Origin of the sequence: Klebsiella quasipneumoniae subsp. quasipneumoniae (assembly GCF_020525925.1) — a bacterium.
Classification (GTDB): Bacteria; Pseudomonadota; Gammaproteobacteria; order Enterobacterales; family Enterobacteriaceae; genus Klebsiella; species Klebsiella quasipneumoniae.
Map to the genome: position 1 here is coordinate 4,813,970 of NZ_CP084876.1, position 22,843 is coordinate 4,836,812.

Here is a 22,843-nt window from a genome sequence, read left to right on the forward strand (position 1 = left end):
CTAAAACTCAAACTGATAGAGCAAATCGAGCGCCTGGTCGATGCCAGACACCGCTTCCACATATAGCTTAGGCATCAGGCGATAACGTAAAGTCAGCGTCGCCAGGGAATCGAAGATACCGACCCCGTATTTTACCTGCAGACCCGGCAGTACATAGCCGCTGACCACCACCTGGGAAGAGTCGCCTACCCCTTCGGTGTCCAACGCCAAATTGCTTACGCCAAACGTCTCGCCGATTTTACCCACAACCTGACCACTTTGTGCAACCCCCATACCAATAAGCATTGAGGTCATCGCGGCGCTATCGCTCTGTCCGCTGCTCAAACCCTGGCCGCGCAGCAGATAAGACAGCGCTTCCTGCTGGGACATAACCGGGTCGGAGAAGATCTCCGCTTTCGGCTGATCGGCGGAGCCGGTGACGCGAACGCCGGCGATCACGTCGTCTTCGGTGGCATCCGGGTTACGAATCGCTTCGATATTCAGCAACGGCTGATCCGGCGGACCGGAGAACAGCAGCTCCCCTTTGCGCACAATCAAATCCTGGCCATAGGCGTGGAAGCGGCCGTCCGGAATATTGATCTGCCCGTTGAGTCCCAGCCCCTGCTTGTCCTGCGCCACTTTCAGATCGCCGGTCAGACGCGCTTTCAGACCGAAGGCTTCCAGACGAACGTTGTTGCCGACGTGGATCGTCAGGTTGCTGTTGATCGGGATCCCGGCGCTCTGCTGCTTAATCGGCTTGAGGTTTTTGTCGAGCATCACTTCGTCCGACGACACGCCGACCGCGCTCTCCGGCACCTCGTTGACCACGATCCGCGCCCAGGGCACATCCACCTTGCCATCGAGGTTGAACAGGCTTGGCGTGGCGGTAAACACCACGTCCGGCGATACATCGAGACGGACCATCGGCGGCACGGTGATCCGCACCCGGCTGCCCTTCGCCGCAATCTGCGCCCGCCAGTTATCGATCTGCGTCCAGTCGGCGTTCCCGCTAAGGGCGATTTGCCCCTGACGGGTGTTCACCGTCCCCTGCAGGGTCGAGCGCGTACCGTTGAAGTTCATCGCCAGCTGGCTCGGCTGCATATCAAACGGCATAAAGTTGCCGTCGATATCCACCCCGCTTAGCTGCATCTGGCCGAACAGCTGCGGACTTTTCACGTTGCCGCCCAGGCGCAGACGGGCGTTGAGCCGTCCCTCCGCCTTTTCACCGCGGGCGAAAATCGGGTTGATCATCGCCAGCGAGAAGTTGCTGATATTGACGTTGCCGCCGAGGTTACGCCGCCCCTGCGGGTCGGTGACCTGCACTTGCCCATCCAGTTGGCCATTGTTGGTCAGGCGGATAAGCCAGCCCAGCTCCGCGCGATTGTTGTGCAGATCGGCGCTGAGGTTCAGCGTATCGAACGCCACCGGCAGCGGGGCGTCATTGACCACCTGGGTCACTTTGACGTTGCGCCCGCTGAGGGTCACTTTACCCTGCGGCAGCCCCTCTTTGGTGGTGTCCCAGCTGACATTGGCATTACCGGTAAACACGCCGCTGGCCTGGGTCGCCTCCGGCATAAACGGCTTAAGCATCGCCAGGTCGAAGCGGTTGAGATTCACCCGCGCCCGCCCGCTGGCGCCCGCGTCAATGGTCTCAGGCACGCAGAGTTCGGCGTTCGGGTTGGTCCAGCAGTGTGGCCCGATGCTGATTTTCTGCTCCTGGTTACGGTAGTCCAGCGCAATACTGCGCGTCAGCGCTACTGGCCCCACCGGCGTCTGGAAGCGGGTATCGCTTAGCGCGCCTCTCCAGCGCTCGGCCTGACGATCGAAGCTGCCCGCCAGCGCCAGCTGGCCGGAAACCGGATCGCCCTGCACCCGCAGCCGCAGCTCATGCTGCTTTTCAGTGCCTTTGGCATTGAGCTGCACCAGGCTGATATTCACCCCCGGCTGGCTGATGCGATCCACCCGCACGTCCAGGTTGCCGCCAATCTGATCGGTGGATTTCACATCCCCTTTGACGTTGACCTGGGCGATGCTCAGCTCCTGCCAGCGCAGCGCACGGGCGGTGATGTCCGCCAGCAGCTGCGGCGCATCGACAGTGCCGCGCACTTTCACCAGCCCCTTCGCCGTCCCGCCGAGCCCCGGCAGCGCATTATCCAGGTGCGGCGCATCGATGGTGGCGTCGAGATTCAGATCCTTCACCCCCAGCTCGCCTTTGATATCGGCGCTGTTCGGGCCTAACGCCAGATGCAGCCCCGGGATCTTCCACTGCAGATAGCTGTTGCCCTGCAGCGAGCCGGAGACATCCACCTTGTTCTGTTTCACGTTGCCGGTAATTTTCAGCTCCGGCACCGACATCTGCCAGCTGCCGCCGTACAGGCTGCCCTGGGTCTTGATCCTGCCGTTGAGCTTCGACGGCCAGTCCGGCACCTCTTTGGCGGTGTTGATGCCGTCGAGGGTCAGCTCGCCGCGCCAGCTGATCGCCTGCTGCCAGTCGAGGAGCGCCTTCAGCTCGGTTTTCCCTTCGAGGGCATTGACCGTCAGCTTGTCGAGATTGATCTGCCGCTCATTGCCTTTGGCGTTGAGGGCGATTTTCGCCGGCGGCAGCGACTGGCCTTTCACCGCGGTGGAGAAGGCCAGCGCGTAGTCGGTCATTTTGCCGCTGAACTTCAGCTGGACGTCGTCGGCCTGGAACTGCTTCTCGCCGCTGAACGGCCAGGCGAGCTGCTTGCTCTTCAGCTCCATATTGAGCGGCAGCCCGGCCTCCGCCAGCTGCGCGTCCGCCCGCAGCGTGGCCGCTACCGGCCCGCTTAAGTCCACCCCGACCTTAAGCGTTTTACGTATCTCGCCGCCCACCTTCAGCTGCACTTTCTCCCCTTTCATCGGGTCGACGTTCAGCGTTCCGGCGAGGGTGATGTCTACCGGCCAGTTATCCTGCAGCTGGGCGCTGCCCGAGGCGGTGACTTTGCCCTGATCGGAGTCGATGTCGAGGGCGTCGAGCTTCATCTGCCCGTCGATACTGCTGACTTTCAGCAGCAGGTTATACACGGTGATATCGGTATCGCCGGTGAGGCGCAGCTGCTCGCCGCGGAACGCCTCAATATTGAGGTTCAGCGGCAGATGGACGTCGGTCATCGCCGGCAGCACCGGCTGCGAGAAGAGGTCGGTCATCGTCTCGCCGAGCGGTTTTTCCTGCGGCTGCGGGTTGTCGATTTTCGGTTCAACCACCTGCTCCTGCGCTACTTTCGCCACCTTCGGCAGGGCGATCAGCAGCCCCTGCAGCGAGGTCGGCGTCAGGGTCAGGTTTTTCTCCTGCCAGTTCAGGCCGGTGGAAAAATCGCGCACAGAGACCGCGGTATCGTCGATTTTGACGTTGACGTTATGCAGCGCGACGCGGCTGAGGGCGATCGGATAAGGGGTGGAGAGATTCAGCGGCCCGCTGTCCTCTTCCTCGACCGGCGCAGAGGGCGGCATCTTCTTCGTATCGACGGCGACGTAAATATCACGCAGCGAGATGTCGTTTACGCACAGACTGCTGTCCCACAGGCAGCGCAACCTGACGCTGAGATGAAACTGGCCGGCGGTGACCGCCACGCCGGGCTGCTCATAGCGGACATTATCGAGGGTTAAATCACGCCAGCCGCCGGTCACTTTGCCGATTTCCAGCCCCGAAACCCAGCGATCCGCCGCTTTGAAAACCAGATGCAAGCCGGTGGTGGTGCCCACCAGGAACCCGACGGTACCCAGCAGGAGGACCAACACGATTAAGACGCCGAGGCTTATCTTCTTCCATAAACTCATAATTCAGGCCCCAGACCGATGTAAAACTGTAAACCATGCTCTTCTTTGTCGCCGATTGGCCGGGCGATATCCAGCTTGATCGGCCCCACCGGCGACTGCCAGCGCACGCCCACCCCGGCGCCGGTTTTAAAATCACTTTCGCGAATATCGCTGACCGCTTCGCCGCTATCGACAAACACGGCGCCCCACCATTTGCCGCTGACGTTGTACTGATATTCCAGCGAGCCGGTGGCCAGCTTCGAGGCCCCGATCAGCTTGCCGTCATCGTCCTTCGGCGAGATGGATTTGTATTTATAGCCGCGAATACTGCGATCGCCCCCGGCGAAAAAGCGCAGGTCCGGCGGCACCTTGTCAAAGTTGTCCGCTTCGATCCAGCCCAGGTTGCCGCGCACCACAAAGCGGTGGCGGTCATAGAGGGTACGGATCCAGACGTCCTGGGCCTGCATCACGATGAAGTTGATGTCCGAGCCCCACATGGTGTTGGAGTAGTCCACCGAGTAGCGCTGGGAATCGCCCCAGGTGGGCATCAGGCCGCCGCGGGAGCGAGTGCGGTTCACCGAGACCCCGGGGTAAATCAGCATGGTGGTGTTGGTGACGTTCGCCTGGGTAAAGTGGTCCAGGCTCCAGCGCAGGTTGATCGCCCGCTGCCAGCCGCTCGACATCTCCCAGAAACGCGACAACCCAAGGGTGGTGGAGTCAGCCTGGGTGTCATTGAGATCGGTACGCTTAAAGCCGCCCTGCATCAGATAGTACTGCTCGAGCGGGCTCTTGAGCAGCGGGACTTTATAGGTGAAGTCGAACTGCTGCTCCGGGGCGGAGAGGCTGACGCTGGAGGTCAGGCTGTGGCCATAGGAGTTCATCCACGGTTTTTTCCACGTGGCTTTTACCCGCGGACCGACGTCTGTGGAGTACCCTACCCCGGTTTCCACGGTGTTCTCTTTGCGTGGCGAGACAACGCCCTGCAGAGGCAGCACCTTGGTTTTCCGTGACTTAGCAAAATCAGGCGCCACCACCACCGAACTGAACCACCCGGTCGCCGCCAGGCGGCGGTTTAGCTCGGCCAGGTCCTGAGAGGTGTAGTAGTCGCCCTCTTTAAACGGCACGAGGTTTTGCAGGTATTCATCACGGATTTGCGATCCGGAGAAGGTGACGTGGCCAAAGCGATAGCGTTCGCCGCTGTCGTAATCGATATCCCAGAACGCCTGATGGCGGTCGAGGGAGACCCCCAGCTGGCTTTTATTGAACTCGCTGTCAAAGTAGCCTTTGCGCAGGGCGACGCGGGTCAGGGAGCTCTTGAAACCGTCGTAATCGCCGTGGTTGAGCACCGTCCCGATGGCCGGGCGGGTTTTCAACAGCGCCAGATAGTCGCTGTCGGTGCGGGCGCCGCCGCGCAGAATCACCTCGGTGCCGCCAATGCGCACCGGCTCACCCGGGGTCACTTTGGCGATCAGCACCTGACGGCCCCTTTTCGGCGGCGGACGAAGATCAAATTCAATCGTCGGCTCGTAATACCCCAGCGCTTTCAGACCTTCGCGAATGGCGTCATCGACGCGCGCGCGAAAGCGACGATCCGGCGTGACCTCATCACTCTGGATGGTGGAAAGCTGGGCGCGAACGTTTTTCTCCAGCTCCCCGGATAATCCTTCAACCTGCAAACGCACATTCGCTGCGCTGGCGATCCCGCTGACCAGCAAAAGGCTGGTGACACATAACTGGCGGATTTTTAGCACATTTTCTCCTGAATATCCCTGTTTCCCCCTACAGGAAACACTGGCGCCGTTCCACGGCTTAACAAAACCCTAACAACGTAGGGTTGAAAAAGTGGCAATAACCCAAATAATTCTTATGTATTAATCTAGACGTATTACGCGTATTTATTGTGTTAAAAGACACGCTTCGTTACAACCTTAACGACGATTTCTGTATTGAGAGGCCCACCGTGAGTCTATTTGATAAAACGCATCTTGTCGCCCAGGCGGATGCGCTGCCTGGACGCAATACCCCGATGCCAGTGGCGACGCTCCACGCAGTTAACGGCCACTCGATGACCAACGTCCCGGCGGGGATGGAAGTCGCGCTGTTCGCCATGGGCTGCTTCTGGGGAGTTGAACGTCTGTTCTGGCAATTGCCGGGGGTTTACAGCACCGCCGCCGGCTACACTGGCGGCTATACGCCCAATCCGACCTATCGCGAAGTGTGCAGCGGCCAGACCGGTCACGCGGAAGCGGTGCGCGTGGTCTACGATCCGCAGGTCATCAGCTATGAGCAGTTATTGCAGGTGTTCTGGGAAAATCACGACCCGGCGCAGGGAATGAGACAGGGTAACGACCACGGCACCCAGTACCGTTCGGCGATTTACCCGTTGACGCCGGAACAGACGGAAGCGGCAAAGGCCAGCCTCGCGCGCTTCCAGGCGGCGATGAACGACGCGCACGATACCCGGCACATCACCACCGAGATCGCCACCGCCAAACCGTTCTACTATGCCGAGGACGATCACCAGCAGTATCTGTATAAGAACCCGCACGGCTATTGCGGCATCGGCGGCATTGGCGTCTGCCTGCCGCCTCAGGCGTAATTCTGATTTCCGCCTCAACAGCGAGGCGGTTAATGAACGCTCTGGCGGCTTTACATTCCCTTACGCTATACTACCCAGTGTGACAGCCGGTCCAGCGCCTTCGGACCGGTTTTTTATGTATTCCACATTTGAGTTATCAACTTCCCTTCCGAGGATCTGACCTCAACGGTCAGAAAAGATATGTTAAACAGTATTTTAGTAATACTCTGTCTGATAGCCGTCAGTGCCTTTTTTTCGATATCGGAAATCTCACTGGCCGCCTCACGTAAAATCAAACTGAAACTGCTGGCCGATGAAGGCAACGTCAACGCACAGCGGGTGCTGAAGATGCAGGAGAACCCGGGCACCTTCTTTACCGTTGTGCAGATTGGCCTTAACGCCGTCGCCATTCTGGGCGGTATCGTGGGCGACGCGGCCTTCTCCCCGGCGTTTTATAGCCTGCTCAGCGGGTATATGTCACCGGAGCTCTCCGAGCAGCTGAGCTTCATCATCTCTTTTACCCTGGTCACCAGCTTGTTCATCCTGTTTGCTGACCTGACTCCGAAACGCATCGGTATGATTGCGCCCGAAACCGTGGCACTGCGCATCATCAACCCGATGCGCTTCTGCCTGTTAGTCTTCCGCCCGCTGGTGTGGTTGTTTAACGGCATGGCTAATATGATCTTCCGCATCTTCAAACTGCCGATGGTGCGGAAAGACGATATCACCTCCGACGATATCTATGCCGTGGTTGAGGCCGGCGCGCTGGCCGGGGTGCTGCGCAAGCAGGAGCATGAGCTGATTGAGAACGTGTTCGAGCTGGAGTCCCGCACCGTTCCTTCCTCCATGACCCCGCGTGAAAGCGTCATTTGGTTTGATTTACATGAAGACGAGCAGAGCCTGAAGAATAAAGTGGCCGAGCATCCGCACTCGAAGTTCCTCGTCTGTAATGAAGATATCGACCATATTATCGGCTACGTCGATTCCAAAGATCTGCTGAACCGCGTGCTGGCGAACCAGAGCCTGGTGCTGACCGGCGGCGTGCAGATCCGCAACACGCTGATCGTCCCGGATACCCTTACCCTGTCCGAAGCGCTGGAAAGTTTCAAAACCGCCGGGGAAGACTTCGCGGTGATCATGAATGAATATGCGCTGGTGGTCGGGATCATCACCCTTAACGACGTGATGACGACTTTGATGGGCGATCTCGTCGGCCAGGGGCTGGAAGAGCAGATCGTCGCTCGCGATGAAAACTCGTGGCTGATCGATGGCGGTACGCCGATTGATGACGTGATGCGCGTGCTGGATATCGACGAGTTTCCGCAGTCCGGGAACTACGAGACCATCGGCGGCTTTATGATGTTTATGCTGCGTAAAATCCCCAAGCGCACCGACGCGGTGAAGTTCTCCGGCTATAAGTTCGAGGTCGTGGATATCGACAACTACCGTATCGACCAGCTGCTGGTGACCCGCATCGATAACAAGCCAACGGTGCTGGTGCCCAAGCAGTCGGAAGCGGCGGAAAGCCAGAACGCCTGAGCATCATCTTTTCTCTCTCTTAAGGGCGGATGATCATCCGCCCTTTTTATTGCCCGAATGTGAAGCGGCTCACGCCCCTCTGCCGATAGCAGATTATTACTGCTCCATAGCGAAACGTTCATGACTCCCCCGTGCGCAAAAAGGTAACGTTGCTCGCGTCTACACGATCATATTCCTGAATAAAGGAAGCGAGGGTTACCATGATAACGTCGAATAAAAATTACTTTATCAGCTGTCTGTTTTTCCTGTTTTTCTTTATAGGCTGGGGATGCTGCTACCCCTATTTATCACTGTGGTTAACGGAAACCATCGGTATTAACTACACGGACGTCGGTCTGGTTTATTCTTTCACCGCCATTGTGGCCGTCTGCGTTCAGCCATTATTCGGTTTTATATCGGATAAGCTGGTGTATCGTAAGAATTTGATGTGGATGCTGGCGATCATTATCACCTTATTCGCCCCATACTGGATCTATGTCTTCGCGCCTCTGTTAAAAATAAATGTGTTCCTCGGCGCACTGGCTGGCGGCCTCTATATTGGCATGGCCTACGGCGCAGGCTGCGGGATTTGCGAAGCCTACATCGATAAGGTCAGCCGCGCCTCCGGCTTCGAATTTGGTCGGGCGAGGATGTTCGGCGGCATCGGCGCCGCGATCGGCACCTTTGCGGCAGGAAAGCTCTACGGCATCGATCAGAACATGATTTTCTGGCTGGCCAGCGCGGCAGGTGTCTGCCTGCTGGTGATTGTCTGGAAAATGCAGATCAGCACCCATCAGCAGCAGGGGCTACTGTCTGGCAAAACGTCTCCGGTCACCCTCCGCGATGCCGCCTCGCTGCTGAAAATTAAAAAATTCTGGTTCTTCGCGCTCTATGTGATTGGCGTGGGCGCGGTCTATGAAACCTATGACCAGCAGTTCGCTATCTACTACAGCCACTTTTTTGAGAGTAAAGCCCGGGGCGCAGAAGTCTTCGGTTATTTAACGACAGGACAGATTTTCCTTGATGCCGTCGTCATGTTCTTTGCGCCGTGGTTTGTGAATAAAATCGGCCCCAAAAATGCGCTGTTATACTGCGGGCTGATTATGAGCTTGCGCATTATCGGTTCCGCGTGGGCTATTGGCCCGATATCCATCAGCCTGATTAAACTTCTCCATGGATTTGAAAGCTCGGTGTTACTCGTCGCGGCGCTTAAATATATTACCGCTAACTTTAACCCCCTGCTTTCAGCGACGGTTTACTTAATTGGTTTTCAGTTTTCAAAAAGCTTTAGCTCTATTTTCCTCTCCACCGGCATCGGCCATATGTACCAGAGAATGGGCTTTACCAGCAGCTATATCGTGCTGGGAAGTATCGCCCTGTGCTTCACGCTCATTTCGTTTATCACGCTGGATAAAGCGCGCGTGTTCTCTTCACAACCTGTGCCCGCGAATTAATGTCAGGAGGTACTCTGCATGTCTCAGTTATTTTATGGCGTGGCGTATTACGATGAATATATGCCGGAAGATCGGCTGGCCAAGGATATTGCCTTAATGCGCGAAACCGGCATTAACGTGGTGCGTATCGCCGAGTCCACATGGAGTACGCTGGAGCCCGAAGAGGGCCAGTACAATTTCTACCATATCGACCGGGTGCTGGCGGCGATGCATGAGGCCGGCATCGCGGTCATCGTCGGGACGCCGACCTACGCGGTCCCGGCCTGGCTGGCGGCGAAACATCCCGATATTCTGGTCACCACCGTCACAGGGCAGCAAAAGTATGGCCCACGGCAGATCATGGATATCGTCAACCCGACCTTTCGCCGCTATGCCGAAAAAATTATCCGCACGCTGATGGCGCATGTGCAGCACCATCCGGCAATTATCGGCTGGCAACTGGATAACGAAACCAAGCATTACGACAATATCGGCCGCTATATGCAGGAGGGCTTTGTGCGCAGCCTGCAGGAGAAATATCCTGACCTCCGGCAGCTAAATCACGATTTCGGTCTGGATTACTGGAGCAACCGCATTGACCGCTGGCAGGATTTTCCGCCGGTGGAAAATACCATCAACGCCAGCCTCGCCTGCGCCTTTTTCCGTTATCAGCGCCAGCAGGTCACCGAGTATCTGGCCTGGCAGGCGGAGATCGTGCGCGAGTACGCCCAGCCGCACCAGTTCGTCACCCACAACTTCGATTTTGAATGGCGCGGTTACTCTTACGGCGTGCAGCCCCGGGTCGACCATTTTGCGGCAGCGCAGGCACTGGATATCGCCGGTGTTGATATCTATCACCCGAGCCAGGCGCACCTGACCGGGCGGGAAATCGCCTTCGGCGGCGCCATCACCCGCTCGCTTAAGCCGGGCCAGAACTACTTCGTGCTGGAAACGCAGGCGCAGGGTTTCGCCCAGTGGACTCCCTTCCCGGGCCAGCTGCGCCTTCAGGCGTTCAGCCATGTCGCCTCCGGCGCCGCCATGGTCTCCTACTGGCATTGGCATTCGATTCATAACGCCTTCGAAACCTACTGGAAGGGGCTGCTCAGCCACGACTTCTCGCGTAATCCGACCTGGCAGGAGGCCACCACTATCGGGGCTGACTTTGCCCGCCTGTCGCCGCAGCTGACGGAGCTGAAGGCCGAAAACGACGTTGCGCTGCTGATAAGCAATGAGGCAATGGACGCCCTTAACCAGTTCCGCCCCGGCGACGCCGAGGGCAATATTTATAACGATATTTTCCGCCGCTTCCACGATGCGCTGTATGACCACAATATCAGCCTCGATATCATCCACGACGTCAACGAGGAGACCTCTCGCTACCGGGTGCTGATCGTTCCCGGCCTGTACGCTGCCGATGATGGCCTGCTGGCGCGTATCAACCACTATATCGCCGAGGGCGGCAGAGCGCTCATCGGCTTTAAATCGGGCTTTAGCGATGAAAACGTCAAAGTGCGCCGCAGCGCGCAGCCTGGGATCCTGCGGCAGAGCTGCGGCGTCAGCTACAGCCAGTTCACCCTGCCGGAAGGGACAACGGTAAGCTCATGCTGCGCGGATATTGATTGCCGCAACGACAATCAGGCTGAGCTGTGGATGGAGCTGCTGACGCCCGATGCCGGGACCCGCACTCTGCTGCGCTATCAGCATCCGGCATGGGGCGAGTACGCGGCCGCCACCGAAGCGGATTATGGCCGGGGACGATCGATGTACGTTGGCTTCCTGCCGCAGAAGCGATTGATTAGCCAGCTGTTTGATGTACTCACTGCCGATCTCGCATTGCGCTCGCGCACTTCCTCCTATCGCTACCCATTAGTGGTCAAAAAGATGCGTAATCGCGCCGGGAAAACCATCCACTTCCTGTTCAATTACTCTGGCGAGACGCTCGATTTCGGTAGCGAAACGGCGGGGAACGACCTGCTGAGCGGGGAAAAAGTGCGCTGCGGCCAGCCGTTGCGCCTCAGGGCATGGGAATTTACTATCATCGAAAGGTAATGACGCTGCGACGCTCAGGTGGGAGAGAGAATGGAACTTGATATCAATGAGCTACTCAATTTCTCGCCATTGATGAAAACCTTTACCTTCAATGCCTGGGTTGTCGCGGGCTTCACGCCGATAACCCGCGGCTCCAAACTGGACTACTACATTAATCGTCCGCAGGGGATGAAAGGTTACATCATCAATCTGACCCTGCGTGGCCAGGCGCGGGCGAAAGCGGGCGATGGCTTTCTTCTGTGTCGGGAAAACGATCTGCTGCTGTTTCCCCCCGGCGTGCCTCATCATTACGGCAGAGACGAACACAGCGAGTATTGGGACCATCTCTGGATCTACTTTATTCCCCGCCCCTACTGGATAGACTGGCTAAAATGGGACCAAACCACGCACGGCATCGGCAAAACGACCGTTGCTGGCCCCGACCAGCTCCAGCACCTGCGCGATCTGTTCCATGAAGTGATACGCCACCACTCGGCCTCCGCGCCGCTGTCGGAAGCGCTGGCGATGAACGCCCTGGAAAGGTTGATCCTCCGCTGTTTTCAGCAACAGCCCATCAGCAACCGCCACGCCCACGATCCGCGAATTAACGCCGTCTGCGACTACCTTAACGCCCATATCGCGCAAGAGGTAAAAATCGAGACCCTGGCGGCGATGGTATTTATCTCTCCTTCACGTCTGGCGCACCTTTTCAAAAATGAGCTGGGGCAGACGGTTTACGCCTGGCGGGAAGCTCAGCGCATCAACCGCGCCAGGTGGCTCATTCAGAGCACCACACTCCCGCTTAACAAGATTGCCTTATCGGTGGGTTACAGCGATCCGGTCTATTTCACCCGCTTGTTTCGTAAACATAACGGCATTCCACCGGGGGAGTATCGCAAACGCTATGCGGAGATGAAGGGCTGAAAACATCAACGGCCCCCATCGGGAGCCGTCTTTTACCTACTACGTACTGCTACGTGTCAGGTTATGCCATCTCAGTTTGCAGACGCAACACCTGACGATTGACTTCGGACATCACTGACAGATGCAGCTTGTCCTTGACCTTCGGGATAAGGATTTTGCCCTTATCAAATTCAAATGCGCCAACGTCCTTGATGTACAACCGTCCACGAAACAGGATCTTCACGTACTTCGCCACTTGCAGCGGATTGTAGCGTTGGAAAATTTTCATTCTTCTCTCCTGCCAGGGTTACGCTCCTGTGGTGCCACAGTTAGCCCACGTATCGGGAGCGCAAATTTTAATGCCCTAAAACTATAGTCCAGAATCTCAGAGGGACCCAGTGTGTATAAGTTTATTTACCGTTTGATGACAATAATTCAGAATTTTCGTTTCGGACATACGATGAAGTAAGTATAAGTCGCCGTTTTTCGACTAATTTGTGCGTCAACACGCAAACTGGCATCCTCATTGCGGGTAATCGTCGCCAATCGCACTTATCATTAAACGAGACCAAGTGGTCGGATCACCTGCACAAAAATGATTAAGGATTCCGCATGACCCTACGTAGCATACTGGCCGCCTCGTTACTCCTCTTCCCGCTGCTGGCCTCAGCGCATAACTTTGTCGACGGCCAGCGCGTGGCGCCGGTCGGCGTCGCGGATCGGGGCGAACTTATTCTGGATAATGATAAGTTTAGCTATAAAAACTGGAATAGCTCTCAGCTGGTGGGAAAAGTGCGAGTCATCCAGCACATCGCTGGTCGCTCGTCAGCAAAAGAGAAAAATGCCAACCTGATCGAGGCGATTAAAGCGGCGAGTTTCCCACACGATCGCTATCAGACCACCACCATTGTCAATACCGACGATGCCATCCCGGGCACCGGCATGTTCGTGCGCAACAGTATCGAGAGTAATAAACAGCTCTTCCCGTGGTCGCAATTTATCGTCGACAGCAACGGGCTGGTGCGGAAAGCCTGGCAGCTGGACGAGAAGAGCTCCGCGATTGTGGTGCTGGATAAGAGCGGGCGCGTACAGTGGGCCAAAGACGGCGCGCTCACCCAGCAGGAGGTGCAGCAGGTGATCGACCTGCTGCGTAAGCTGCTTAATAAATAGAGACCCGGAAGCCGGGGTTGAGGAAGGATTCACGCGGCGTGTAGTCGAGGGTTTTCCCCTGCCAGTCGTGAACATGCGCCCCGGCGGCGACCGCGACCGCATGGCCGGCGGCGGTGTCCCAGGTGCTGGTCGGCCCGAAGCGCGGATAGAGCTGGGCCTGACCTTCCGCCACCAGGCAGAACTTCAGCGAGGAGCCGATAGAGGTGGTCTGGTGCTCGCCCAGCTGCTCAAGGTACTCCTGCAGCTCCGGATCGTTGCCATGGGAGCGGCTGATCACCACCAGCGGCGGACGGGCATCGCGGACCTGGATCTGCTTGCGCACGCCGCACTCTTCTTTCCAGGCTTTGCCTTTTTCCGCGCTGTACATCACCTTCATCACCGGCGCGTAGACCACGCCCAGCGTCGGCTTGCCGTTTTCAATCAGCGCGATATTGACGGTGAACTCGCCGTTACGCTTAATAAATTCTTTGGTGCCGTCCAGCGGGTCGACCAGCCAGTAGCGCTGCCAGTGCTGACGCACTTCCCAGGCCGGCGGGTCCTCTTCCGACAAAACAGGAATGGTGGCATCCAGCGCCTGCAGGCCGCTGACAATGACTTTATGCGCCGCGATATCCGCCGCCGTGACCGGAGAATCATCTTTCTTGCTGGCGACGTTGATCGGTTGGTTTCCATCGTAAACTTCCATGATGGCATCGCCCGCGTTCCGTGCAAGCTGACATACTTGTTCTAACATTCTCCACCTCGTCTGGTTACAGTGGCGTTAACTCGTTGTTTTATTTATATCGCATCACCGCAAGTTCCGCTATCTGTGATAACGATGGCGGTTTCGCTGCCCACTTTTCTGGCAAGATTCACATTTCTGTAAGCAACAGAATATAAATACATTTTCTTCTGTGCTATCGCTCATAAAAAAAGGACGCCTCTGATGATTAAGTTTAGCGCAACGCTCCTGGCCACGCTGATCGCCGCCAGCGTCAGCGCCGCAACGGTCGACCTGCGGATCATGGAAACCACCGATCTGCACAGCAATATGATGGACTTTGACTATTACAAAGATGCCGCCACGGAGAAATTCGGCCTGGTGCGTACCGCCACCCTGATCGAACAGGCGCGGGCAGAAGCGAAAAACAGCGTACTGGTAGATAACGGGGATGTGATCCAGGGGAGCCCGCTGGGCGACTACATGGCCGCCAGGGGGCTGAAAGAGGGCGATGTTCATCCAGTGTATAAGGCGATGAACACCCTGAATTATGCCGTCGGCAACCTGGGCAACCATGAATTCAACTACGGCCTCGACTTCCTGCACAAAGCGCTGGCGGGGGCGAAATTCCCTTACGTGAACGCCAATATCATCGATGCCAAAACCGGCAAACCGATGTTCACCCCCTACCTGATTCAGGATACCCCGGTTCAGGACAGCGACGGTCAATCCCACACCCTGCGCATCGGCTATATCGGCTTTGTGCCGCCGCAGATCATGACCTGGGATAAAGCCAATCTTAGCGGCAAAGTGACGGTCAACGACATTACCGAAACCGCGCGCAAATATATCCCGGAGATGCGGGCGAAAGGCGCTGACGTGGTCGTGGTGGTCGCGCACTCCGGCCTCTCCGCCGACCCGTATCAGGCGATGGCCGAGAACTCGGTCTACTACTTAAGCCAGGTGCCCGGCGTTGACGCCATCATGTTCGGCCACGCCCACGCGGTGTTCCCCGGCAAAGACTTCGCCAACATTAAAGGCGCGGATATCGCCAGAGGGACGCTGAACGGCGTGCCGGCGGTAATGCCGGGAATGTGGGGCGATCACCTCGGGGTGGTCGATCTGGTGCTGAACAACGACAGCGGAAAATGGCAGGTGACTCAGAGTAAAGCGGAAGCGCGGCCAATCTACGACGCGGTGGCGAAGAAATCGCTGGCGGCGGAAGACGGCAAGCTGGTGGCGGTGCTGAAAGCCGATCACGACGCCACTCGCGAGTTCGTCAGTCAGCCGATCGGCAAGTCCGCCGACAACATGTACAGCTATCTGGCGCTGGTGCAGGACGACCCGACGGTGCAGGTGGTCAACATGGCGCAAAAAGCCTACGTCGAACACTACATTCAGGGCGACCCGGATCTGGCGAAACTGCCGGTGCTCTCCGCCGCCGCGCCGTTTAAAGTCGGCGGGCGTAAAAACGATCCGGCGAGCTTCGTGGAAGTGGAAAAAGGCCAGCTCACCTTCCGCAACGCCGCCGACCTCTATCTCTACCCGAACACCCTGGTGGTGATGAAGGTCAGCGGGAAGGAGGTCAAGGAGTGGCTGGAGTGCTCGGCCGGGCAGTTTAACCAGATAGACCCGGCCAGCAGCAAGCCGCAGTCGCTGATCAACTGGGACGGCTTCCGCACCTATAACTTCGACGTGATTGACGGGGTGAACTACCAGATCGACGTCAGCCAGCCGGCCCGCTACGACGGCGAGTGCCAGATGATCCATCCGCAGGCAGAGCGCATCAAGGGCCTGACCTTCAATGGCAAACCGGTCGATCCGCAGGCCACTTTCCTGGTCGCCACCAATAACTATCGCGCTTACGGCGGTAAATTCGCCGGCACCGGCGAAAGCCATATCGCCTTTGCCTCACCGGATGAAAACCGTTCGGTGCTGGCGGCGTGGATTGGGGCGCAATCGAAGAAGGATGACGCGATCCATCCGGCGGCGGATAACAACTGGCGCCTGGCGCCGATCCACAGTAAGACACCGCTGGATATTCGTTTTGAGACCTCGCCTGGCGACAAAGCCGCGGCGTTTATCAAAGAGAAAGCCCAGTATCCGATGCGCCAGGTGGCCGCCGATGATATCGGCTTCGCCATTTATCAGCTGGATTTGAGTCAGTAATGCCTGTTCCCCGGTGGCGCTGCGCTTACCGGGGCTACAAACCGGAGCTGACGGGTAGCCCGGATAAGGCGCCAGCCGCTATCCGGGTACATCTCCCCGGTGGCGGGGCTACAGGGAGTGATACATTTTCACTCCCCGTGGCTCGCCAGCACCGCGGGCAGATTAACCTCGATCCAGTCCGCCAGGGCGGCCACTTTATCGCTCACCTGCAGACCGAGCGGCGTCAGGCTATATTCAACGTGCGGCGGCACCACCGGATAAGAGACGCGGTCGATAAAACCATCCTGCTCCAGGGCCTGCAGCGACTGCGCCAGCATCTTTTCGCTGACCCCGCCCATTTTGCGCCGCAGATCGCTGAAGCGATGGGTCCCCTCGCGCAGCGCCACCAGAATCAACACGCCCCAGCGGCTGGTGACATGTTTAAGCACATCGCGCGACGGGCACTGTTCCGCAAACAGATTGCCGTTGCGCAGTTTATCGCTCAGCGTCGGTTCGGCCATTTTCATACTTACCTTTTTGTACGTACTTACTAAAAGTTAGTTAAGGTGTTAGCTTACCACAACTGCCAATAAACACGAAGGAGAAGCCTCATGATCGCCCTTACCGGTGCCACCGGCCAGCTTGGCCACTACGTTCTGCAAGACCTGCTTAAAACCGTTCCTGCCAGCCAGATTGTGGCGATTGTCCGCAACCCGGCCAAAGCCCAGGCGCTCAGCCAGCAGGGCGTCGTCGTCCGCCAGACCGACTATAGCGACGAAGCGGCATTGACCGCCACGCTGCAGGGTGTGAATAAACTGCTGTTAATCTCCTCCAGCGAAGTCGGCCAGCGTGCCGTACAGCACCGTAACGTCATCAACGCCGCCAAAGCCGCTGGGGTGACATTCATCGCCTATACCAGCCTGCTGCACGCCGACACTTCGCCGCTGGGCCTGGCCGCAGAGCATATTGAAACCGAGCAGATGCTGGCCGACTCTGGCATCGCTTACGCCCTGCTGCGCAATGGCTGGTATACCGAAAACTATCTGGCCAGCGCGCCGCCGGCGCTGGAGCACGGCGTGTTTATCGGCGCCGCCGGCGAAGGTAAAATTGCCTCCGCTACCCGCGCGGATTATGCCGCCGCGGCCGCCCGCGTTATCGCCGGTGAAGGCCATGCAGGGAAAATTTACGAACTGGCGGGCGATAACGCCTGGACGCTGAGCGACCTGGCTGCCGAGCTGAGCACGCACAGCGGGAAAAACGTGGTCTATCAGAACCTCAGCGAAGCCGACTTCGCCGCCGCGCTGAAAAGCGTCGGCCTGCCGGCGGGTCTGGCGGATATGCTGGCGGACTCCGACGTCGGCGCCTCGAAAGGCGGGCTGTTTGACGACAGCCACACCCTGAGTACATTGATCGGCCGTCCGACCACTTCCCTTGCCGAAAGCGTGAAAGGCATGCTGTAACCGCCCCTCTCAGCTTTTGCGGTTGCGTCCCGGCGGTTCCTCTCTCATATTGAAGAGATCAACCGTCGGGAGGCAGGCATGCAGGGCGTACCACCCCAATTTAGTGATGAAAAAGATCGTGCGCGCTTTCGCCATCTCGAACAGCTTCCCGGGGTGGAGCTTTACCACGCCCATATCTCCCGCTACGCCTTTGAACCCCATACTCACGAAGCCTTCGGCATCGGCGTGATTGAGCAAGGCGCCGAGCGCTTTCGCTACCGTGGCAGCCAGCATATCGCCGCCGCCAACGCTATTGTCACCATGAATCCCGACGAGCTGCACACCGGCGAAGCGGAAACCGCCGACGGCTGGCGCTACCGGATGATTTATCTGGAGCCGGACCGTCTGGAAGCCATCACCGGGGTGCGCGACTGGTGGTTCAGCGAGGTGGTCCGCGAGGATCCCCTGCGGTCCCGGCGGATTGGCCAGCTAATATATGGCCTGTGGCACAGCGACGATGCGCTGGCCCAGCAGGGAATGCTGCTCGACCTCATCGACACCTTCCGCCCTCTGGCCCACCATGCCTCGGCGCAGGGCGAGACAGGACATCGCTTCGACCGCGTGCGCGACTACCTGCACGATAACTATATGCGCCCCATCACCCTCGACGAGCTGGCTCAGGTGGCGGCGCTTAGCCCGTACCACTTTCAGCGCCAGTTTAAAGCCCACTATCATGTGACGCCCCATCAGATGTTGATGGCCATCCGCCTGTGGCGCGCCAAGGCGTTTCTCACCCACGGCATGCCCGCCGCCGAAGTGGCGATAGCCGTCGGCCTTACCGACCAGTCTCACCTGACCCGCGCCTTCACCCAGCGTTACGGCATTACGCCGGTACGCTATCAGAAGCAGGTCGCCAGGCGCTGATGCGCAATCTCATACAATATTCCCGCCCGCCCTCCTTCTACACTGCAGACAACCGTGATGACAATGGATGCAATGATGATTAGTGGTGTGTTGTACGCCCTGCTGGCGGGGCTGATGTGGGGATTAATCTTTGTCGGGCCTTTGCTGGTGCCCGAGTATCCGGCGATGCTCCAGTCGATGGGACGCTATCTGGCGCTGGGTCTGATCGCCCTGCCGCTGGCATGGCTCGGGCGCGCGCGTTTGCGCCAGCTGAGCCGGAACGACTGGTGGACCGCGCTGGGTCTGACGATGATGGGAAATCTTATCTATTACGTCTGTCTGGCCAGCGCCATTCAGCGCACCGGGGCGCCGGTCTCCACCATGATTATCGGCACGCTGCCGGTGGTATTGCCGGTCTTCGCCAATCTGCTCTACAGCCAGCGCGACGGAAAGCTGCCGTGGCGGCGCCTGTTTCCGGCGCTGGTCTGCATCGCCGTCGGCCTGATCTGCGTTAACGTCGCGGAACTGCGCCAGGGTTTGCCTGATTTTAGTCCGTGGCGCTACGGCTCCGGCATTGCGCTGGCGCTGGGGTCGGTGGTCTGCTGGGCCTGGTATGCGCTGCGCAACGCCCGCTGGCTGCGGGAGAATCCGCATCAACCGCCGATGATGTGGGCTACCGCTCAGGCGCTGGTGACGCTTCCGGTTTCGCTGGCCGGTTATCTCGCCGCCTGCGCCTGGCTGCACGGTCAGCAGGCCGGGTTCCCCCTGCCCTTCGGCCCGCGCCCGGCGGTGTTCATTACGCTGATGCTGGCCATCGCGGTGCTCTGCTCATGGGTCGGCGCGCTGTGCTGGAATATTGCCAGTCAACGGTTGCCGACGGTGATCCTCGGGCCGCTTATCGTTTTCGAAACCCTGGCCGGGCTCCTGTATACCTTTCTGCTGCGACAAAGCTTACCGCCGCTGCTGACCCTGAGCGGTATCCTGCTGCTGGTGCTCGGCGTGGTCTCCGCCGTACGCGCCAGGCCGGACAAACCGACGTTGCAACCGCTGACGCACGAAAAAAAGTAGCCGGGCCCTCTTAAGGGGTATTCCCTCGCCATAAAGATGCATTTAAAATGCATCTTATATTCCTGATGACGAGGTAACTGCTATGGCTTTCCGTGACCAACCTTTAGGCGAGCTGGCGCTGACCATCCCGCGCGCCTCCGCCCTGTTCCGTCAATACGATATGGACTACTGCTGCGGCGGCAAACAGACGCTGGCGCGCGCCGCATCGCGTAAAGCGCTGGATGTCGCGGTGATCGAAGCCGAGCTGGCGAAACTGGCCGAGCAGCCCGTCACCCACGACTGGCGCGCGGCGCCTCTCGCGGAGATTATCGACCATATCATCGTTCGCTATCATGATCGGCACCGCGAACAGCTGCCGGAGCTGATCCTGCAGGCCACCAAGGTGGAACGGGTCCATGCCGATAAACCGAACGTGCCGAAAGGGCTGACGAAGTACCTGACCATGCTGCAGCAGGAGCTCTCCAGCCACATGATGAAAGAGGAGCAGATCCTGTTCCCGATGATCAAACAGGGGATGGGCGCCCAGGCCGGGGGCCCCATCAGCGTGATGGAAAGCGAGCATGACGAAGCGGGTGAACTGCTGGAGGTGATCAAACATATCACCCATAACGTGACGCCGCCGCCGGAAGCGTGCACCACCTGGAAAGCGATGTATAACGGTATCAACGAGATGATTGACGATCTGATGGAGCACATCAGCCTGGAAAATAACGTGCTGTTCCCGCGTGCCCTCGCAGGAGAATAACGAAAAAGGCGCCCGCAGGCGCCCTCGACATTGTCCGTCTTATTTGGCCACTCCGGGTGGCCTTTTTTATGACGGTCCGTTGCAAGCAACGTTAAAATGCTCTTTTATTTCGCCAGACGTTTTTTGCCGGCAAACAGCCAGCCCGCACCCAGCAGAACGAACCACAGCGGGGTGACCATCAGCGCTTCACGGGTGTCATCTTCGAGGGTCAACAGCACCAGTACGAAGACGAAGAAGGCCATGCACACCCAGCACATTAATTTGCCCAGCGGCATCTTATATTTGGACTTCTCGTGCAGCTGCGGACGCTTTTTACGGTAGACCAGATAAGAGCAAAGGATGATGGTCCAGACGAACATGAACAGGATCGCCGACACCGTGGTGATCATGGTGAACGCGGCGATCACGCTCGGGTTGACCATCAGCATCACCACACCGCCCAGCAGGCACATGCAGGAGAAGGTTAAGCCCTTCGCCGGCACCGCACGCTTCGACAGCTTGGCGAACATCTTCGGCGCCTGACCATCCTGCGCCAGACCGAACAGCATACGGCTGGTGGAGAAGACGCCGCTGTTGGCTGAGGAGGCTGCGGAAGTCAGCACCACGAAGTTAATCAGGCTCGCCGCCGCCGGCAGACCGACCAGCACGAACAGCTCAACGAACGGGCTCTTGCTCGGCACCACGGAGCTCCATGGCGTCACCGACATAATCACAATCAGCGCGAAGACGTAGAACATAATGATACGCAGCGGGATGGAGTTAATCGCCCGCGGCAGGGATTTTTCCGGGTCTTTGGTTTCGGCCGCGGTGGTACCGACCAGCTCAATCCCCACGAAGGCGAATACCGCAATCTGGAAGCCGGCGAAGAAGCCGCTCAGCCCTTTCGGGAACCAGCCGCCGTCATTCCACAGATGCGCGAAAGAGGCTTCGACGCCGGTCGGCGATTTAAAATGCATCATGACCATCACCAGGCCGACCACGATCAGCGCCACGATGGCGACGATTTTGATCATCGCGAACCAGAACTCCATTTCGCCAAACATTTTGACGGTGGCAAGGTTCAGGCCCAGCAGCAGCAGGATCACCGCCAGCGACGCGACCCAGTCGGAGAGTCCGGGAAACCAGAACTGCGCGTAGGCAGTGATCGCCACCACGTCCGCCATCCCCGTCACCACCCAGCAGAACCAATAGGTCCAGCCGGTAAAGTAGCCCGCCCAGGGTCCCAGCAGATCGGCCGCGAAGTCGCTGAAGGATTTATATTCGAGGTTCGACAGCAGTAATTCGCCCATGGCACGCATAACGAAAAACAGCATAAAACCGATAATCATATAAACAAAAATAATGGATGGCCCGGCAAGGCTGATGGTTTTGCCAGAACCCATAAATAATCCAGTGCCGATCGCCCCGCCAATTGCAATCAGCTGAATATGTCGGTTTGTGAGATTTCGCCGTAGCGACTGTTCAGTCGGCTCCTGCTCGACAGCAGCGACTTTAACCTGATCTACCATGTGATTTCTTCCTGTTGTACCTGTCTGTGTTGTTCAGGCTCTGATGGCCTGTCGTCTGTCATTAACCCCAGCAAGGGCTAGTCGATATTAGGTAAGAATCGGAGGGATGAATACTATGATTTAGATATAATGTTAATTTTATGTTTAAAGTGAGTGTTATATCACTCATCTAACGCGAAATAGCTCACAAAAATACACCCATACGCGATGAATGCAAAACATAATTCCAATTAATTTTTAACTTAAGGATTTTACGCTATTTTTGTGGCTTCCCCCGCCGCCGGGGAAGAGGAAGCCTCTGCTGTTTAGATAATATCCAGCAGTTCAACTTCGAAGATCAGAGTGCTGAACGGAGGAATCGACGCGCCAGCGCCGCGCTCGCCGTAGGCCAGGTTGTGCGGGATGGTCAGTTCCCATTTGGAACCTACCGGCATCAGGGTCAGCGCTTCAATCCAGCCGCCGATTACGCCGGTCACCGGGAACTCTGCCGGTTCGCCGCGGGCGACGGAGCTGTCGAAGACGGTGCCGTCGATCAGTTTACCGGTGTAGTGCACGCGTACGCGGTCGGTACGGGCCGGGATCGGACCTTCGCCCTGGGTCAGCACGCGGAACTGCAGACCGGACTCGGTGCTGTTCACACCCTCTTTCTCGCGGTTTTCATCAAGGTATTTCTGGCCGTCAGCGGCCATCGCCTGGAAACGCTCGCGACGCACGGCGTCGGCGCGCTCGTGGATTTCACGCAGCGCACGGTGGACGGCTTCTACCGGCACCTGCGGCTGGTTACCTTCCAGCGCATCGGCGATACCCGCCACCAACGCTTCCGGCAGCAGCCCCTGCAGGCCGGATTCGCTCAGCTGTTGTCCAACCTGCAAGCCGATACCGTAACTTGCCTGCGCTTCGATAGTGTCAAAAGTTGGGGTTGCCATCTTTGTTCCTTTTTTGGGTG

Annotated in this window: 18 protein-coding genes; 11 read left to right on the forward strand and 7 right to left on the reverse strand. The window is 58.0% G+C overall.

The window, feature by feature from the left end; translation table 11 throughout:
* Positions 1 to 3,777, reverse strand: coding sequence for an autotransporter assembly complex protein TamB (tamB, locus tag LGM20_RS23080; protein ID WP_044525194.1), 3,777 nt, complete (start codon positions 3,775 to 3,777; stop codon positions 1 to 3).
* Entirely contained in the window at positions 3,774 to 5,507 is a 1,734-nt protein-coding gene (gene tamA, locus LGM20_RS23085; protein ID WP_023291743.1) for an autotransporter assembly complex protein TamA, read from the reverse strand. Before tamA ends, tamB begins: the two co-directional genes overlap by 4 nt.
* 209 nt (positions 5,508 to 5,716) lie before the next feature.
* Here tamA and msrA point away from each other — a divergent pair, with 209 nt between their 5' ends.
* From msrA to araC, 5 genes are all read left to right on the forward strand, one after another.
* A complete protein-coding gene (gene msrA / locus LGM20_RS23090; RefSeq protein ID WP_002886721.1) occupies positions 5,717 to 6,355 on the forward strand; it encodes a peptide-methionine (S)-S-oxide reductase MsrA in 639 nt (212 codons plus the stop codon).
* Between the two features lie 180 nt (positions 6,356 to 6,535).
* Positions 6,536 to 7,873, forward strand: coding sequence for a polyamine export protein PaeA (paeA, locus tag LGM20_RS23095; protein ID WP_023291742.1), 1,338 nt, complete (start codon positions 6,536 to 6,538; stop codon positions 7,871 to 7,873).
* A gap of 200 nt (positions 7,874 to 8,073) precedes the next feature.
* The gene (locus tag LGM20_RS23100; RefSeq protein ID WP_032454642.1) at positions 8,074 to 9,306 is read left to right on the forward strand and encodes an oligosaccharide MFS transporter; all 1,233 of its coding nucleotides are present in this window, start codon (positions 8,074 to 8,076) and stop codon (positions 9,304 to 9,306) included.
* Positions 9,307 to 9,324: 18 nt separating this feature from the next.
* A complete protein-coding gene (locus tag LGM20_RS23105; protein WP_044525193.1) occupies positions 9,325 to 11,334 on the forward strand; it encodes a beta-galactosidase in 2,010 nt (669 codons plus the stop codon).
* Positions 11,335 to 11,364: 30 nt separating this feature from the next.
* Positions 11,365 to 12,237 (forward strand): arabinose operon transcriptional regulator AraC, encoded by an 873-nt coding sequence (gene araC / locus LGM20_RS23110; protein ID WP_044525192.1) that lies wholly within the window; start codon positions 11,365 to 11,367, stop codon positions 12,235 to 12,237.
* 61 nt (positions 12,238 to 12,298) lie between these two features.
* Here araC and LGM20_RS23115 read toward each other — a convergent pair whose 3' ends face one another.
* A complete protein-coding gene (locus LGM20_RS23115; RefSeq protein WP_002886707.1) occupies positions 12,299 to 12,505 on the reverse strand; it encodes a DUF1107 domain-containing protein in 207 nt (68 codons plus the stop codon).
* Between the two features lie 323 nt (positions 12,506 to 12,828).
* Here LGM20_RS23115 and LGM20_RS23120 point away from each other — a divergent pair, with 323 nt between their 5' ends.
* Positions 12,829 to 13,386, forward strand: a complete 558-nt coding sequence (locus LGM20_RS23120; protein WP_023291738.1) for a YtfJ family protein — start codon at positions 12,829 to 12,831, stop codon at positions 13,384 to 13,386.
* Here LGM20_RS23120 and cysQ read toward each other — a convergent pair.
* Complete coding sequence (cysQ, locus tag LGM20_RS23125; protein ID WP_023291737.1) at positions 13,376 to 14,119, reverse strand: 3'(2'),5'-bisphosphate nucleotidase CysQ; 744 nt, start codon at positions 14,117 to 14,119, stop codon at positions 13,376 to 13,378. The genes LGM20_RS23120 and cysQ overlap by 11 nt on opposite strands.
* Before the next feature lie 192 nt (positions 14,120 to 14,311).
* Between cysQ and LGM20_RS23130 the strand changes: the two genes are divergently transcribed.
* Positions 14,312 to 16,255: a bifunctional 2',3'-cyclic-nucleotide 2'-phosphodiesterase/3'-nucleotidase gene (locus LGM20_RS23130; RefSeq protein WP_044525191.1), complete on the forward strand. Its 1,944-nt coding sequence runs from the start codon at positions 14,312 to 14,314 to the stop codon at positions 16,253 to 16,255.
* A gap of 128 nt (positions 16,256 to 16,383) precedes the next feature.
* Here LGM20_RS23130 and LGM20_RS23135 read toward each other — a convergent pair whose 3' ends face one another.
* On the reverse strand, positions 16,384 to 16,755 hold the full coding sequence (locus tag LGM20_RS23135) for a winged helix-turn-helix transcriptional regulator (protein WP_032429258.1): 372 nt from the start codon (positions 16,753 to 16,755) through the stop codon (positions 16,384 to 16,386).
* Between the two features lie 90 nt (positions 16,756 to 16,845).
* Between LGM20_RS23135 and LGM20_RS23140 the strand changes: the two genes are divergently transcribed.
* The 4 genes from LGM20_RS23140 (at position 16,846) to ytfE (ending at position 20,389) form a co-directional block, all read left to right on the forward strand.
* Positions 16,846 to 17,694: an SDR family oxidoreductase gene (locus LGM20_RS23140; RefSeq protein WP_044525190.1), complete on the forward strand. Its 849-nt coding sequence runs from the start codon at positions 16,846 to 16,848 to the stop codon at positions 17,692 to 17,694.
* A gap of 78 nt (positions 17,695 to 17,772) precedes the next feature.
* Entirely contained in the window at positions 17,773 to 18,597 is an 825-nt protein-coding gene (locus LGM20_RS23145) for an AraC family transcriptional regulator (protein WP_023291733.1), read from the forward strand.
* A 75-nt stretch (positions 18,598 to 18,672) separates the two neighbouring features.
* Positions 18,673 to 19,644, forward strand: coding sequence for a DMT family transporter (locus LGM20_RS23150; RefSeq protein ID WP_044525189.1), 972 nt, complete (start codon positions 18,673 to 18,675; stop codon positions 19,642 to 19,644).
* Between the two features lie 82 nt (positions 19,645 to 19,726).
* The gene (gene ytfE, locus LGM20_RS23155) at positions 19,727 to 20,389 is read left to right on the forward strand and encodes an iron-sulfur cluster repair protein YtfE (RefSeq protein ID WP_032454637.1); all 663 of its coding nucleotides are present in this window, start codon (positions 19,727 to 19,729) and stop codon (positions 20,387 to 20,389) included.
* Between the two features lie 104 nt (positions 20,390 to 20,493).
* Here the strand turns inward: ytfE and cycA are convergent, their stop codons facing one another.
* Positions 20,494 to 21,897 carry a D-serine/D-alanine/glycine transporter gene (cycA, locus tag LGM20_RS23160; protein ID WP_023291730.1) on the reverse strand — a complete coding sequence of 468 codons (1,404 nt, stop codon included), beginning with the start codon at positions 21,895 to 21,897 and terminating at the stop codon, positions 20,494 to 20,496.
* A gap of 305 nt (positions 21,898 to 22,202) precedes the next feature.
* Complete coding sequence (gene fklB / locus LGM20_RS23165; protein ID WP_002886687.1) at positions 22,203 to 22,823, reverse strand: FKBP-type peptidyl-prolyl cis-trans isomerase; 621 nt, start codon at positions 22,821 to 22,823, stop codon at positions 22,203 to 22,205.
* Positions 22,824 to 22,843: the final 20 nt, after the last annotated feature.